Source organism: Butyrivibrio sp. NC2007 (assembly GCF_000421405.1).
Taxonomy (GTDB): Bacteria; Bacillota; Clostridia; order Lachnospirales; family Lachnospiraceae; genus Butyrivibrio.
This window is the reverse complement of record NZ_ATWY01000008.1, coordinates 45615-61081: the sequence shown is the minus strand read 5'-3', so window position 1 is coordinate 61081 and position 15467 is coordinate 45615. Positions and strand designations below refer to the sequence as shown.

Annotated in this window: 13 protein-coding genes; 11 read left to right on the top strand and 2 right to left on the bottom strand. The window is 43.6% G+C overall.

The window, feature by feature from the left end:
• The first annotated feature begins 43 nt into the window (after positions 1-43).
• The 4 genes from G632_RS0108020 to G632_RS0108005 all read left to right on the top strand — a co-directional run bounded on the left by G632_RS0108020 (position 44) and on the right by G632_RS0108005 (position 6526).
• Positions 44-2356 (top strand): glycogen/starch/alpha-glucan phosphorylase, encoded by a 2313-nt coding sequence (locus G632_RS0108020; protein WP_022768503.1) that lies wholly within the window; start codon positions 44-46, stop codon positions 2354-2356.
• A 163-nt stretch (positions 2357-2519) separates the two neighbouring features.
• Positions 2520-4256 (top strand): GGDEF and EAL domain-containing protein, encoded by a 1737-nt coding sequence (locus G632_RS19310; protein ID WP_022768502.1) that lies wholly within the window; start codon positions 2520-2522, stop codon positions 4254-4256.
• On the top strand, positions 4257-5132 hold the full coding sequence (locus G632_RS0108010; protein WP_022768501.1) for an ROK family protein: 876 nt from the start codon (positions 4257-4259) through the stop codon (positions 5130-5132).
• A gap of 23 nt (positions 5133-5155) precedes the next feature.
• Positions 5156-6526: an MATE family efflux transporter gene (locus G632_RS0108005; RefSeq protein ID WP_022768500.1), complete on the top strand. Its 1371-nt coding sequence runs from the start codon at positions 5156-5158 to the stop codon at positions 6524-6526.
• Between the two features lie 30 nt (positions 6527-6556).
• Here G632_RS0108005 and G632_RS0108000 read toward each other — a convergent pair whose 3' ends face one another.
• Positions 6557-7150, bottom strand: a complete 594-nt coding sequence (locus tag G632_RS0108000) for a PilZ domain-containing protein (RefSeq protein WP_196802279.1) — start codon at positions 7148-7150, stop codon at positions 6557-6559.
• A 227-nt stretch (positions 7151-7377) separates the two neighbouring features.
• Here G632_RS0108000 and G632_RS0107995 point away from each other — a divergent pair, with 227 nt between their 5' ends.
• The 7 genes from G632_RS0107995 (at position 7378) to G632_RS0107965 (ending at position 15091) form a co-directional block, all read left to right on the top strand.
• The gene (locus G632_RS0107995) at positions 7378-7926 is read left to right on the top strand and encodes a GNAT family N-acetyltransferase (protein ID WP_022768498.1); all 549 of its coding nucleotides are present in this window, start codon (positions 7378-7380) and stop codon (positions 7924-7926) included.
• Between the two features lie 73 nt (positions 7927-7999).
• The gene (locus G632_RS0107990) at positions 8000-9367 is read left to right on the top strand and encodes a TrpB-like pyridoxal phosphate-dependent enzyme (protein ID WP_022768497.1); all 1368 of its coding nucleotides are present in this window, start codon (positions 8000-8002) and stop codon (positions 9365-9367) included.
• 24 nt (positions 9368-9391) lie between these two features.
• Positions 9392-9838: a PH domain-containing protein gene (locus G632_RS19305; RefSeq protein WP_022768496.1), complete on the top strand. Its 447-nt coding sequence runs from the start codon at positions 9392-9394 to the stop codon at positions 9836-9838.
• Positions 9839-10075: 237 nt separating this feature from the next.
• The gene (locus G632_RS0107980; RefSeq protein ID WP_155828866.1) at positions 10076-11779 is read left to right on the top strand and encodes a mitofilin family membrane protein; all 1704 of its coding nucleotides are present in this window, start codon (positions 10076-10078) and stop codon (positions 11777-11779) included.
• Positions 11780-11854: 75 nt separating this feature from the next.
• Positions 11855-13120 (top strand): GTP-binding protein, encoded by a 1266-nt coding sequence (locus tag G632_RS0107975; RefSeq protein ID WP_022768494.1) that lies wholly within the window; start codon positions 11855-11857, stop codon positions 13118-13120.
• A gap of 33 nt (positions 13121-13153) precedes the next feature.
• Positions 13154-14098 (top strand): TIGR03943 family putative permease subunit, encoded by a 945-nt coding sequence (locus G632_RS0107970; RefSeq protein WP_026512469.1) that lies wholly within the window; start codon positions 13154-13156, stop codon positions 14096-14098.
• Positions 14099-14113: 15 nt separating this feature from the next.
• Positions 14114-15091, top strand: a complete 978-nt coding sequence (locus tag G632_RS0107965; RefSeq protein ID WP_022768492.1) for a putative ABC transporter permease — start codon at positions 14114-14116, stop codon at positions 15089-15091.
• Between the two features lie 55 nt (positions 15092-15146).
• Here the strand turns inward: G632_RS0107965 and rpsT are convergent, their stop codons facing one another.
• Positions 15147-15410, bottom strand: a complete 264-nt coding sequence (gene rpsT / locus G632_RS0107960) for a 30S ribosomal protein S20 (protein ID WP_022764139.1) — start codon at positions 15408-15410, stop codon at positions 15147-15149.
• Positions 15411-15467: the final 57 nt, after the last annotated feature.

The following is a 15467-nucleotide window of genomic DNA, read 5'->3' as shown; positions in this document are numbered from 1 at the left end:
TAAAATAGTATCACAATGGATTAGCAATGAGAGGAGATACGCAATGGCTAAGCACACAAATATGCAAAGGGATGTACTTGTTACTAACCTGGAGGGACAGCTTGAGGAGATCGCCGATGAGAAGTTCGGCAAAAAACTTAAAGAGCTTTCCAATCAGGAGACCTACTATGTACTTCTCGAGATGACAACACGCCTTATGGATGTGGCAGAGGTTTCTAACGGAGAGAAGAAGGTTTACTACATTTCAATGGAGTTCCTTATCGGTAAGCTTCTTTCCAACAACCTTATCAATTTAAGAGTTTATGACAGGGTTAAGGAGATCCTTGAGAAGAACGGCAAGAACCTTGCTGCTATTGAGGAGTGCGAGCCTGAGCCATCTCTTGGTAACGGCGGACTTGGAAGACTTGCAGCTTGCTTCCTTGATTCAATTGCGACTCTCGGCCTAGCAGGTGAGGGAATCGGACTTAATTATCACTTCGGACTCTTTAAGCAGGTGTTCAAGGATCACCTTCAGTACGCAGAGAAGAACGACTGGATCGAGGATCAGTCCTGGCTTGAGAAGACCGACACTACATTCGAAGTGTCTTTTGGCAAAGAGAAGGTAACATCACGCCTCTACAACATGAACGTTGTCGGCTATGACACAGGAGTTAACAAGCTTCGTCTCTTCGATATTGAGACAATCGATGAGAGCCTTGTCAAGAAGGGTATCGACTTCGACAAGACCAAGACTGACAAGAACCTTACTCTTTTCCTGTATCCCGATGATTCAGACGAGAGCGGAAATCTTCTTCGTATCTACCAGGAGTATTTCCTTGTATCAAACGCAGCTCAGCTCATCTTAAGAGAGCAGAAGGAGCGCCAGTATGACCTTCACGAGCTTCATAACCACGCAGTGATCCAGATCAACGACACTCACCCTACAATGATCATTCCTGAGCTCATCAGGATCCTTGTAGAGGAGAAGGCATTCTCAATGGACGAAGCCATCAATGTGGTAAGTAAGACCTGCGCTTATACAAACCACACAATCCTTGCTGAGGCTCTTGAGACATGGCCTCTTGAGTATCTTGAGAAGGTTGTTCCTCAGCTTGTACCTTATATCAAGGAGCTTGATAAGAGAATCCGCGAGAAATATAAGAGAAGACCTAAGATCCAGATCATCGACAAGGACAAGAGAGTACACATGGCCTTCATCGATATCCACTACGGCTTCTCAATCAACGGTGTAGCAGCTATCCACACCGATATTCTTAAGAACTCTGAGCTTCATGAGTTCTACAAGATCTATCCTGAGAAGTTCAACAATAAGACCAATGGTATCACCTTCAGAAGATGGCTCCTTTCCTGCAACCATCCTCTGGCTGACTTCCTTTCACAGACCATAGGCGATGGCTTTAAGAAGGACGCAAACAAGCTTGAGAAGCTCCTTGATCATATCGATGATGCAGAAGTTCTTGATAAGCTTGAAGAGATCAAGATGGGCAAGAAGAAAGAGCTTGCAGCTTACCTTAAGGAGCACGAGGGAGTAGAGGTTGATCCTGATTCTATCTTTGATATTCAGGTAAAGAGACTCCACGAGTACAAGAGACAGCAGATGAATGCTCTTTACATCATTCATAAGTACCTTGAGATCAAGGGTGGCAAGAAGCCTGCAAGACCTATAACCTTTATCTTCGGTGCAAAGGCAGCTCCTGCGTATGTTATTGCAAGAGACATTATTCACTTGATCCTTGTTCTTCAGGAGATCATTAACAACGATCCTGATGTTAACAAGTACATGAAGGTTGTCATGGTTGAGAACTACAACGTAAGCTACGCAGAGAAACTTATACCTGCTTGCGATGTATCAGAACAGATTTCCCTTGCTTCCAAGGAGGCATCAGGAACAGGTAACATGAAGTTCATGCTTAACGGTGCTGTAACTCTCGGAACAGATGACGGCGCTAACGTAGAGATTCACGAGCTTGTAGGTGATGATAACATCTATATCTTCGGCGCAAGTGCAGACGAAGTAATCGAGCACTACAAGAAGGCTGACTATGTTTCCAAGGATTACTACAAGAAGAGCAAGGTAGTAAAACAGGCTGTAGACTTCATCACAAGCAAAGAGGCCCTTAAGGTAGGTCACAAGGAGAACTTAAAGAGACTCCACGATGAGCTCCTCAACAAGGACTGGTTCATGACACTTCTCGACCTTGAGAGCTACATCGCCAAGAAGGATGAGATCTTTGCAGATTATGAGAACCGCGATAAGTGGAAGAAGATGATGCTCACCAATATCGCCAAGGCCGGATACTTCTCATCTGACAGAACAATTAACGAATATAACAGAGATATCTGGCATCTTAACTGAATATCAGGTAATTCGTGAGTTTAGGCAAACCGGAATGCAGTGGTTAAACTGCGTTCCGGTTTTAATATTTTCTTGCATCTACGCATATTTAATCATAAAATTTTAGTGTACCGTTTTTATTGATTTCTTGTTTCTTTTTGTCCTTTTTGAGCGAGGTGTTAGTATGGGAAAAAAGTTTCACGATGCAGGTATTAGTGGTATTGTTCCGACAGGTCTTCCGGGAGGGGTCTTTATCTATGAGAACAACGACATCGAGAATGTCCTGTATGCCGGACCCAATGTCCTTGAGATGTATGGGTGTGAGAACATGGGCGAATTCATTGAGCTGACCGGCGGAACTTTTAAGGGTATGGTTCATCCCGATGACTACAAGCGGATTGAGAATCAGATCCAGGCTCAGACTATTTTTGGTGAAAAGAAACATGACTATGTCCGCTATCGTATCGTGACCAAGGACGGAATTGAGCGCTATGTGGAGGATTTTGGACATCTTCTTCACAGGGACGATGGCAAGAGCTATTACTATGTCTATATCGTAGATGTAGATCAGAACGAGTACTTTAATAAAAATCGTAATTCCTTCGCCGAGGCAGAGATCCTCTCCGCCAATCAGGAGACTGATGATCTGACGGGACTTCTTAATATGTCCTTCTTCTACCAGAGGGCACAGATGTTCCTTGGATCTTATGAGAGCTGGCGAGAGGATATTTCTTTTATTCATTTCGATATCCCGAATTTCAAACTTTTTAATGAGAGAAACGGCTTTAAGCTTGGCGATGAGCTTTTGTGCGACCTTGCCAAGGCTATAAGAGAGACCTTCCATATCGGCGGAATCTGTGCAAGATTTTCCGACGATCACTTTGTGGTATGCACAACAGGTTCAAGAGAGAGCGTTGTTGAGAAGGTTGAGAAGGTCTACAAGACCATGCTTTTAACCGATGATGTCAACAAGAAGGTCAGGATCAAAGCAGGTATCTACTACCTCGATGACAGACGCGCCGAGATAGGCCTTGCCTGCGATCACGCCCGCCTTGCCTGCAACTCCATCAAGCACAGACATGACGTCAATTACTGTATCTATGATGAGATGCTAAGAGAGAATCTTCGCAAGCAGCAGTACGTCATTGACCATATTGATGAGGCAATCGAACAGGAATACATAAAGGTCTTTTACCAGCCCGTGATCCGTGTTAAGACCGGAGAAATCTGTGGCTACGAGGCACTTGTACGCTGGATAGATCCAAGAATGGGAATGCTGTCTCCAGGCGATTTTATCAACACCCTTGAGCAGTTCCATCTGATCCATCTGGTGGATACCTTTGTGGTCAAGCGTGTCTGCAAGGACTACGTGCAGATGAGAGATGAGGGAAAAGAGCTTGTTCCTATCTCTATAAACATCTCAAGACTGGACTTTGAGCTGTGCGACATCTTCGGAGTCGTGGAAGAGACAAGGTCTGAATATGATGTTCCAAGGGATATGCTCGATCTCGAGATCACAGAGAGCTCTCTCAATGAAAACGAGGGATACATAAGGTCTTCCTGCGACAAGATGAGAGAAATGGGCTATCACGTTTGGATCGATGATTTCGGAAGCGGATATTCATCCCTGAACACAATAGCTAACTATAATTTTGATGTCCTTAAGCTGGACATGGTATTTCTTAGAAGCTACGACAACAATCCCAAGACCGGCAAGATCATGGGATATATCATAAAGGGAGCCAAGGCTATGGGTGTTAGCCCGCTCTGCGAGGGCGTTGAGACCGAAGTGCACTTTAACTTCCTTAAGGAGATAGGTTGTGAAAGGGCACAGGGCTACTATTTTGGAAAGCCAATGCCTATGGAAGAGAGCAGAAAGTTCACTTCCGAAAAAGGACTTGTATGGGAAAAGGTGGAGTAAATGCTTGGAGGAATTGAAGCCGGCGGAACCAAAATGGTTGTTGCGATAGGCGATGACGACTGCAATATCATTAAGAAAAAAGAGATACCGACGAAGGCGCCCGAAGAGACCATTCCTGAAATCCTGAAATTCTTTGATGAAAATGATGTCAGTGCCATAGGAATCGGAGCCTTTGGACCTGTCTGCCTTGACAGAGATTCAGAGGACTACGGCAGGATCGGTAAGACACCGAAGCTTTCATGGGTCAACTTCTCCTGGAGTGAAGCCTTTAGAAGCAGTGGGATTCCTGCTGCTGTTGATACAGACGTAAACGCAGCAGTCCTTGGCGAAGTTATCTTTGGCAACGGAAAAGGTTTTTCGGATGTGATCTACATCACCATAGGCACGGGCATCGGAGCCGGAGTATATTGCCGTGGTCAGCTCCTTCACGGAATGCTTCATCCGGAAGCAGGGCACATTCTTCTTATGCTTAATGAGAATGATAAGTTTGAAGGCGCATGTCCCTACCACAAAAACTGCTTTGAAGGACTGGCATCCGGACCTGCCATCAAAAAGCGCTATGGCACAGAAGCCTTTAATCTTATTGACAGGGAGGATGTCTGGGAGCTGGAAGCTGAGTATGTGGCAAAGGCGCTGATGCAGTATATATGCTGCTACAGCCCAAAGAAGATCATTCTTGGCGGAGGCGTTATGCATGTGGAAAAGCTCTTTCCACTTATCAGGAAGAAGACTCTTGAGTACATGAACGGCTACATAGATACTGCGGAACTTAGGGATGTAGACAATTACATTGTTCCGGCAGGACTTGGAGGCGAGCAGGGAATAAAAGGCGCTTTATACCTTGCAAAGGAAAGCTCTGTATTGACAAAACGCTGAAAGAGGCTAATACTTTGGGGAGTATGAAACGCGTAGATTTTGAGAACGGAAAAACTTTTAATAATATTCTGGCCACAGCGATCCCTATGCTTGTGGCTCAGATCATAAATCTTTTGTACAACATTGTTGACAGGATATACATTGCACGTATACCTGAGATAGGAACAGTGGCCCTTGGAGCAGTTGGACTTTGCTTTCCTCTGGTCATACTTATCACCGCTTTTACCAATATGTATGGAAGCGGTGGAGCGCCCCTGTTTTCTATTGCAAGAGGACAAAAGAATGAACAGAGGGCGAGGGAGATTCAAAATACCTCGTTCTTTTTACTGCTTGTAACTGCGATAGTTTTGATGATCGTGGGCGAGGTCTTTGGAAGACCCATTCTGTCAACCTTTGGAACATCTGAAGCCGCCATGGTATATGCGCTTCCATATCTTCGCATCTACCTTCTTGGCACGATCTTTTCAATGATCGCAACGGGACTTAATCCCTTTATCACAGCCCAGGGTTATTCAATAGTTGGAATGACCACCATCCTGGTGGGTGCTCTTGCCAATATTATCCTTGACCCGATATTTATCTTTGTATTTGGCTTAGGACCAGAGGGAGCGGCCATAGCAACCGTGATATCACAGGCTCTTTCAGCCTTTTATGTCCTTAGATTTTTCTTTGGGAAAAAGTGTGCGTATAACCTTAAGATAATGTCTTTTGACGAGATAAAGAAGTGCGGAAGGACAGCAGGATCCATAGCGGGTCTTGGAAGCGCGGCGTTTATCATGCAGTTCACAAATGCTATGGTTTCCGTATCGTGCAACAGTGTTCTCGCTGATGTGGGAGGAGATCTCTACGTCTCCATAATGACTATGGTTAACTCTGCAAGACAGATGATGGAGACTCCTATCCTTGCTATCTCCGAGGGTACATCGCCTATCATCAGCTATAACTATGGCGCTAAGAGGTATGACAGGATAAAGAGATCAATAGCCATAATGGTTGCCATGGACTTTGGCTACACTTTGATAGTATGGCTCTTTATAAGACTCTTCCCGGCAGCAGTCATAGGGGTATTCAGCAACGACAAGACCATACTTGCAGATGCGATACCTGCGTTTAACCTCTATTTTTCAACCTTTATATTTATGACGTTCCAGCATTCGGGACAGGTCGTGTTTAAATCTCTTGGAAAAAAGAACCACGCCATCTTCTTTTCTTTATTCAGAAAAGCATTTATTGTGGTGCCTTTAACATATTTGCTTCCTTATATGTTTAACATGGGAACAAACGGCGTCTTTGCAGCTGAGCCAATCAGTAACGTGATCGGAGGCAGCGCCTGCTTTATTACCATGTTGTTCACTGTAAGGGGCATAATCAGAGCCGGTAAGGCTAACGATTAAAATAAAAAAGTGGCGTAGATGATCTTTTATTCATCCCGCCACTTTTATATTAAGCTTACTGTTATATTCGCGTTTCTTCTCGGCTACAAAGAGTGTGAGGTCGCTGCTTATGCCACTTAAGACGCATCCGGCAGCATTGTACTCGCCGACTTTAAAGAGCCTTACAACCTTGCACTTGACGTTGATCCTCTTCATGACTCCGGTCTTGAAAAAGCTAAGCTCCAGTTCATCGCCTGTGTTTATGGTCTGATCCTTGCCAATAAGAAGAGATATTCCTCTCATGGATATGTCATTGACGATGACGTTTATGGTCTTTCTCTTGTTGACCACTGCCTGGCCCATGACCTGAACCATATATCTTTCGGCTTTCCTCATTCTGGAGGAAAGTAAAATCTCTTTTCCCCTGATGACATGGAAATCGGTGCCGTTAAAATCGGTTCTTGCAATAGAGTCTGACTCGAAGATGTGTACATGGCCTGTTGAAGGATTCTTGTACTCAATCTTTGCATGGGAGCAGTAATCCAGGATCTGATCTCCGAAAGTTATTGGAGTAACCAGGATTCCGTCGCCGTAGGCAGTCAGCACTCTTGTTTTTACCGAGCACTCAGCATCATTATGAACCATTTTTATGGTTATTTCTGCCATTTGTGGTATGTTTGCGATTCTCATGGGGCTTATATTAATACATCGCAAAACAAAAGTCATTAAATTTTTATAAAAATTTTGCCAAAATTCGCTAAATTTGAAACCGAATTTCATTGCCTGTTTGGAAACTGAAACTTTGTTATCAGTATTGCCTTGATTTTGCGGACAAAAGACTCATAATTAGAGTGTTGGAAAGGCGGTAATATATGAAAACAGATTATTCCATAAGAACAGCTACGCCCGAGGATGCAGAAGAACTCGTAGCTATATATGATTATTATGTAAAAGAGACTGCGATCACCTTTGAGTATGAGACTCCCTCAGTGGAGGAGTTTAGAGGCAGAATTGAGAAGGTGCTCACGAAGTATCCTTATATTGTAGTAGAAAGAACTCTTCCTGAAACCGGGGCAAAAGAGATTGTCGGATACGCCTACGCAAGTACCTTTAAGGACAGGGATGCATATCAGTGGAGCGTAGAGCTCAGCATTTATATTCAGAAGGATGCAAGAAGAGAAGGGCTTGGAAGACTTCTATATGAAGAACTTGAAAGAAGGCTCAAGGATCAGGGAATTTTGAACCTCTACGCCTGCATCGGATATCCTGACACGGAAGATGAGCATCTAAATCGTGACAGCGTCAGATTCCACGAGAAACTGGGCTTTTCACTGATTGGAAAATTCAATAAATGCGGCTATAAATTCGGTACCTGGTACAGCATGGTCTGGATGGAGAAGATGATCGGAGAACACAAATGATTGTGTGCGATTTATTGCATTAAAGTGTTTGAATTGATATTATACAACTAACGTTTTTTATTGGAGGGAAATAATGAGCACAATACCTTATAAGATTTACCTTGAAGAATCAGAGATGCCAAAGGCCTGGTACAACGTAAGGGGCGATATGAAAAAGAAGCCTGCTCCGATTCTCAATCCGGCTACGCTAAAGCCCGTAACAATCGACGAACTTTCGGGTATTTTCTGCCGCGAGCTTGCAGAGCAGGAACTCGATGATACATCTACATATATTGAAATACCTGAGGAGATCAGAAACTTCTACAGAATGTATCGTCCATCACCTCTTGTACGTGCTTACTGTCTTGAGGAGAAGCTTCAGACACCTGCACATATCTACTATAAATTTGAGGGCAACAATACATCAGGAAGCCACAAGCTCAATTCAGCAATAGCTCAGGCATACTACGCTAAAAAGCAGGGCCTTAAGGGTGTTACTACTGAGACCGGTGCAGGTCAGTGGGGAACAGCTCTTTCAATGGCATGTTCATACTTTGATCTTGACTGTCAGGTATATATGGTTAAAGTTTCTTACGAGCAGAAGCCTTTCAGGCGTGAAGTAATGCGTACCTATGGCGCTAAGGTAACACCTTCTCCGTCAATGGAGACAGAGGTTGGAAGAAGAATCAACGCAGAGTTCCCCGGAACAACAGGTTCACTTGGATGTGCTATTTCAGAGGCCGTTGAGGCAGCTACAAGCCAGGAAGGCTATCGCTATGTTCTTGGATCTGTACTTTCTCAGGTACTGCTTCATCAATCAGTAATCGGTCTTGAGACCAAGGCAGCTCTTGATAAATACGGAATCAAGGCAGATATGATCATCGGCTGCGCAGGCGGCGGATCAAACCTTGGAGGACTTATTTCTCCATTTGCAGGAGAGATGCTAAGAGGAGAAGCTGACTACGAGATCATCGCAGTTGAGCCTGCTTCATGTCCTTCACTTACAAGAGGAAAATATGCTTACGACTTCTGCGATACAGGTAAGGTTTGTCCTCTTTCCAAGATGTACACTTTGGGAAGCGGATTTATTCCATCAGCAAACCACGCAGGCGGACTTAGATATCACGGCATGAGCAGCGTTGTTTCAGAACTCTATGATCAGGGGCTGTTAAAGGCAAGAAGCGTTGAGCAGACCAGCGTATTTGAGGCAGCTGAGATGTTTGCAAGAGTTGAGGGTATATTACCTGCTCCTGAGAGCAGCCATGCAATACGTGTTGCCATCGACGAGGCACTTAAGTGCAAGGAGACAGGCGAAGAGAAGAACATCGTATTCGGACTTACAGGAACCGGATACTTTGATATGGTTGCTTATCAGAAATATAATGACGGTGAAATGTCAGATTACGTTCCTACAGATGAGGAGCTTGCAAAGTCTTTAGCAAAGCTTCCAAAGGTAGACTAAATCAAATTCGGGAAGGAGAATGTTATGTCAAAGATAGCAAATCCTGAGCAGTATGCACAGTCAACAGAGTCCAAGGGAGAGCTCAAATACAGGGAGCGTAGCAGATGGCTTTTATTCGGCCTTCCATGGACCTTTACCAAATACGAGATCAGAGAGAATGACTTTACCATCATCAAAGGCTTTTTTACCGTGAGGGAAAATGACTGCTACATGTACAAGATCAGTGATGTAGAGATAACAGCAAGTCTCCTTCAGAGGATGGCAGGTCTTTCTACCATCGTGCTCTATACTTCAGATGTTACGGACAGAACCATCGTCATGAAGAATATCAAGCACGGCCGTGAGATCAAGGACTTTATTCTTCAGGCTTCTGAGGCTGCTCGCATCAAACGCCGCACCATGAACATGCAGAATATTGGTTTCGGAGCCAGTGATATTCATGACGTAGATGAAATGGATGATATGGTTTAAACAAAACAAGGGCTTAACATGCTTGCATGTTGAGCCTTCTTTTATGTCAAAAAATTTTTAAAAAATTCTCTTGCTTTTTTTATTTGATTGTGTATAATCTAATTTCGTCAGCGTTCTGCTGATACAAGTCACAGGTATTCGCCTGATGATTTTCCACTATTTTTACTATTAACATGTAGCGGGGAAGTCATGTCTTTCTTTGAGTCCCTTGCTGCCAAAAACAAAGAGGGAGAAGTTATGAGTTTTAAAGAAAGAATGTCAAAACAGAACAATTCAATCAAGGTGCTTTTGCGCAAACTGAAAAGGCACGACACCATTGTTGTTGCTATTGCGGTTGTGATAGCGCTTGCGCTTAGCGGAGGACTTATTTATCTTACAACTCCGGCTGTTACTGCATCTGCCAAACAGGAGCTTGAGCAGACGGAAAAAGAGAACAATGAAAAGACCATTGAAAAGCTGGATGAACTTAGCAGCTACTTGGATGGACTTGATAAATCACTGGAAGAGAGCCAGAAGAGCATCAACTCTTTTAGCGAGCTTAGCAGTGCAGAAAAAGACGCCGTAAAAGAGTATAGCGAGAAGAATACTGAAAAAATTACAAATACAGTTACTGATAAGGTTACAGGGCTTGGCCATGACCTTACAACACTTCACAATACCATTACAAATACACAGACTAACATTGAAAAGCTAAAGGAAACAATCGAGAAGGAATCCGGAGAGATGACCAGTGAGCAGAGTGAGAGCTTTGCTAAGATAAATTCCGACCTTGATAATATAAAAGCAGAATACGGAAAAGCCCAGGAGAATACAAAGAGTCTTATTGAAGAACTTGAAAAGCAGATAAAGGCAGGAGATGAGAGTCTTTCAAAGGATATGGCAGACAAGTATCAGGACCTGCTTGATAATCTCAATGGTATGAATTCTCAGTTTGAGAAAGATAATGCTGCAGCCATTGACAGTTTCAAGAGTGAGCTTGGAAGCCTTGAAACAAAGATAAATGGACTCTTTGAGAAGATTGATGCACAGGTGAGCCAGTCAAACGAGGAGCTTACAAATAAGTTTGATACCAGTTTTAATCAGGTAAACACAACCATCGACAATAAGTTTGAGTCCATGAACGGCTCTGTTCAGGGCAATTTTGAGGAGCTTAAAAATCATATAAATACTAAGATGCAGGACATTGACAATAAGTTTAACCAGGTTTTTACATCTGTGGGTAATGGTAAAAGGCTTTTGGCATCCGCGTTACTCACTAAGAATGTCGTTATAAATGAGGATGCCAGATTTGAAGATATTGCCAGAGCTATTGAAGGGATTCCTGTAGAGATTGTTCTCGACAACGGCGATGTTGCGGGAGAAATTGAATATGACTACCACTTTCACTCAGATGGAACGGGAAATCAGACGAACGAGGATCTTGTCTCTGAGGACAGACAGGGCGGTTGTTATACGGAAGCTAAATATCATGAGCATAACTATGAATGCTATAAAATAAGCTTTAGGTATTATTACTGGACGCCTAATGGGGTAGTGGATCAGGGTGAAGCCTTTACCGGAGGACCGGGTGAGAATTTCCATAAATTCTATTGTCCTTATTGCGGAGCGACATTTTATCGTACAGACCCCGGACACACAGAGGTGACGAGCGATTACAACTATATGATGTCCAGAGGGGGAAGACCTGAGAAGATTGAAGAGATAAGAGATGTGATCTGCGGCAAAGATGAAGGATCCCTGGAAGGCTATAAGACAGCCTGTGGTCTGGTACATGGACAGGTTGTGGCAGCAAGAATCACTTTTGCCAAAGAGTATTCTTCCTATAACACTACACAGCCAAATGCATCAGGTGATGTCAATGATGGTGAAGAGGATGAAGAAACTACAGAGATTACGGAGAATGTAGAGAATGCAGAATCAGCAGGTGAGGAGCTTCCTTGACATTCCCACCCCATCTGCATAGAATAAATGTGTTGTAGTGGTTATAGCACAAAAAATGTGCAGATTGGAGAAAAAATGACAAAGATTGATATTATTTCAGGCTTTTTGGGAGCCGGAAAAACTACACTTATAAAGAAGCTTCTTAAGGAAGCTCTTGCAGGAACTAAGGTAGTTCTTATAGAGAATGAATTTGGTGAGATCGGAATCGACGGAGGCTTCCTTAAGGAGTCAGGAATCGAGATAACAGAGATGAATTCAGGTTGTATCTGCTGTTCACTGGTAGGAGACTTCGAGACATCACTTAAGCAGGTAATGGAGCAGTACGCACCTGAGAGGATCCTTATTGAGCCATCAGGTGTAGGTAAGCTTTCAGACGTTATGAGAGCTATCCAGAACATCGCCGATGCTGATGATAACATGGAGCTTAACAGCGCCGTTACAGTAGTTGATGCAACCAAGGCCAAGGTTTACATCAAGAATTTCGGTGAGTTCTTCATCAATCAGATTGAGAATGCCGGAACCATCATTCTTACAAGAACAGACAAGGCTGATCAGGCCAAGATTGAGACAGCAGTAGAACTTATTCGTGAGCACAACAAGAAGGCAACTATTATCACAACACCTCTTGCTGAGATCACAGGAAAAGAGATCCTGGACACTTTCGAGGGTAACAACGACCTCGAGGCAGAGCTCTTAAAGCTCGTTATGGAGCAGGAACATCATCATCACCACCATCATCACGATCACGGCAGCCACAAGACTGTAGCAGAGGACGGCTCTGTAATCTACAGTGCACATCCCGACGGAGAGTGCGATGATGAGGAGTGTGAGTGCCATCATCATCACCATGATCATGACCATGATGAGCATGATCACGAGCATGAGCATGAGCACCACCATGACCACGACCACGATGAACACGATCACGAGCATGAGCACCACCATGATCATGACCACGATGAGCACCACCATGACCACGATGAGCAGGAACATCATCATCACGACCATGATGAGCATGATCACGACCACGACCATGAGCATCATCACCACCACGATGCAGATGATATCTTCATGAGCTGGGGTATGGAAACTCCTCTTAAGTACACTAAGGAAGAAATCGAGGCAATGCTTTCTAAGCTTGAGGATGAGGAAACTTACGGTATCGTTCTTCGTACAAAGGGCGTTGTTCCCTCTACTGATGGATCATGGATCGAGTTTGACTATGTTCCCGGCGAGTCTGATGTAAGAACAGGAGCAGCTGACGTCACAGGTAAGTTCTGCGTAATCGGCTCAGAGCTCAACGAAGATAATCTTCAGAAACTCTTTAGAAGACTTGCATAAGGTCTTTTGCCAATGATTAGGAGAACCGAATTTATGAAACCTGTATATATTATTAATGGATTTTTGGATGCGGGAAAGACTGACTTTTTCCGCTATACAATAGCTCAGCCCTACTTCAGGACAAAGGGCAAGACCCTTCTTATTGTCTGTGAAGAAGGTGAGAATGACTATGATGAGAAGCTCCTTAAGAGCACCAACACTGTAATCGAGTACATTGAAGAGGAAGAGGATTTTAATCCCAATCAGCTTATCGCACTTGATGCCAAGCATAATCCCGAGCGTATTCTTATCGAGTACAACGGAATGTGGAACTTCAAGGAGATGAAGCTCCCTGTTATGTGGAATCTTGAGCAGCAGATCACAGTTATTGATTGTTCAAGCTTTGAACTCTATTTTAGCAATATGAAGTCTCTTCTTGCAGAGCAGATAAGAAATTCAGACCTTATCCTGTTTAACAGATGCGACGGACTTGCAGATAAACTTCCCGCATACAAGAGAAATGTAAAGGCCATCAATCAGAAGGCAGATATTATCTTTGAGGATCAGGACGGAGAAGTGGACGTAACTCTTGATGAGGACCTTCCGTTCGACCTTAATCAGGATCCTATCGAGCTTAACAACTACGGATACGGTATGTTCTATCTGGATGCTCTTGATCACGTTGAGAGATATGAGGGCAAGAATGTAAGGTTCAAAGGTCTTGTACTTAAGCCAGAAGAGTTCCCGGATAACAGATTCGTTCCGGGAAGAATGGCTATGACATGCTGCGCTCAGGATATGCAGTTCCTTGGATTTGCATGCGAGTATGACAAGACAGCTGAGCTCAATGAGAAAGACTGGGTCACAGTAACTGCCAAGGTAGTTAAGCAGTTCGTTCCCGAATATAAGGGAGAAGGCCCCGTACTTCAGGCTATTTCTGTTGAGAAGACAACAGAGCCTGAGAATCCTGTAATTGATTTTTCAAATCCACAGCAGTGACTCTAGGAGATAGTAATGTTTAATTATCAGCCAATGCAGTGGCTTTTCCTGTTCTTTTTTTACAGCCTTTTCGGCTGGATATTTGAGACAATTTATGTGTCGGTACATGAAGGGCATTTTGTAAACAGAGGGTTCGTTCGCGGACCCTTTTTGCCGTTGTATGGATGTGGGGGAATAATGATGCTCCTAGCATCCAAGCCTTTTTATGAAAATGTGGTCCTGGTCTTTATATCAGGATGCATAGGGGCGACGGCGCTTGAGTATGTAACTGCGGTTGTGATGGAAGCTCTTTTTAAGGTCAGGTACTGGGACTATTCACACAAGAAATTCCATTTTCAGGGACGAATCTCTCTGGAATCAACAATTGCCTGGGGCGTGTGCACGGTAGTGTTTACGCACTATCTGCAGATACCTATTGAGAGACTTCTTTTATCTATTCCGTATAATTTCGTTACCGTGGTGACGACAGTTGTTGTAGTGGTATTTACATGTGACTTCATGCTGGCATTTAAGACGGCACTTGACCTTAAGGATGTTCTTATCTATATGGAGAAGGCTAAGGACGAAATGGCAAGGATGCAGAAGAGACTTGATGTCATCATCGCTTTTAAGGGTGAGGATATGCGTGAGAGCATCGGTGATAAGATCGGTGATATCGGAAACACCGTGGGCAGTACAGTAGGAGCTATTGGATCAGGTATCACAGACAGGCTCGACAGTATCAGCGATTCTCTTGAGAACTCCTTTAAGCTTGTGAAAGACAAGATAAATCTTGATCCTACATCGTATGTAGGTAATGTAAGAGAAGAGGTTTTGGAACTCTATGCCAAGTACAAAGTCATCATGGCAAGATTCACTCCGGGACCTGTTAAGAACTTCTTTGTCTGGTACAGAGAGAGGACCATCGAGGGAAATCCTACTATGTCATCCGATTCCTATAAGGGAAATCTTGAAGAAGTAAAAGAGAAGATAAGAAATATCAGAAAGAAATAAAAAACAAGACCTTAAGCAGCAGCCGTGCTTAAGGTCTTTTCTTTATCGTTATGATTTATGAAAGCTTGTTAACAGCAAGAGCGAGTCTTGAAACTTTTCTTGAAGCTGTGTTCTTCTTGATAACACCCTTTGACTCAGCCTTGTCGATTGCTGATGTAGCAGCAAGAAGTGCCTTAGCAGCCTCTTCCTTGTTACCAGCCTCAACAGCAGCTCTAACCTTCTTGATCTCTGTCTTAACTGCAGACTTGATCATCTGGTTCTGTGCAGCCTTCTTCTCGTTTACTAAAACTCTCTTCTTGGCAGATTTGATATTAGCCATAATTACCTCCGATAATAATCAATGTAATAGTTTTTATTATAATGTTCGTGTGTGCAT

Coding starts and splice junctions, on each gene's coding strand:
- G632_RS0108020 (WP_022768503.1), top strand. CDS start 44: ATGGCTAAGCACACAAATATGCAAAGGGATGTACTTGTTACTAACCTG.
- G632_RS19310 (WP_022768502.1), top strand. CDS start 2,520: ATGGGAAAAAAGTTTCACGATGCAGGTATTAGTGGTATTGTTCCGACA.
- G632_RS0108010 (WP_022768501.1), top strand. CDS start 4,257: ATGCTTGGAGGAATTGAAGCCGGCGGAACCAAAATGGTTGTTGCGATA.
- G632_RS0108005 (WP_022768500.1), top strand. CDS start 5,156: ATGAAACGCGTAGATTTTGAGAACGGAAAAACTTTTAATAATATTCTG.
- G632_RS0108000 (WP_196802279.1), bottom strand. CDS start 7,150: ATGGTTCATAATGATGCTGAGTGCTCGGTAAAAACAAGAGTGCTGACT.
- G632_RS0107995 (WP_022768498.1), top strand. CDS start 7,378: ATGAAAACAGATTATTCCATAAGAACAGCTACGCCCGAGGATGCAGAA.
- G632_RS0107990 (WP_022768497.1), top strand. CDS start 8,000: ATGAGCACAATACCTTATAAGATTTACCTTGAAGAATCAGAGATGCCA.
- G632_RS19305 (WP_022768496.1), top strand. CDS start 9,392: ATGTCAAAGATAGCAAATCCTGAGCAGTATGCACAGTCAACAGAGTCC.
- G632_RS0107980 (WP_155828866.1), top strand. CDS start 10,076: ATGAGTTTTAAAGAAAGAATGTCAAAACAGAACAATTCAATCAAGGTG.
- G632_RS0107975 (WP_022768494.1), top strand. CDS start 11,855: ATGACAAAGATTGATATTATTTCAGGCTTTTTGGGAGCCGGAAAAACT.
- G632_RS0107970 (WP_026512469.1), top strand. CDS start 13,154: ATGAAACCTGTATATATTATTAATGGATTTTTGGATGCGGGAAAGACT.
- G632_RS0107965 (WP_022768492.1), top strand. CDS start 14,114: ATGTTTAATTATCAGCCAATGCAGTGGCTTTTCCTGTTCTTTTTTTAC.
- rpsT (WP_022764139.1), bottom strand. CDS start 15,410: ATGGCTAATATCAAATCTGCCAAGAAGAGAGTTTTAGTAAACGAGAAG.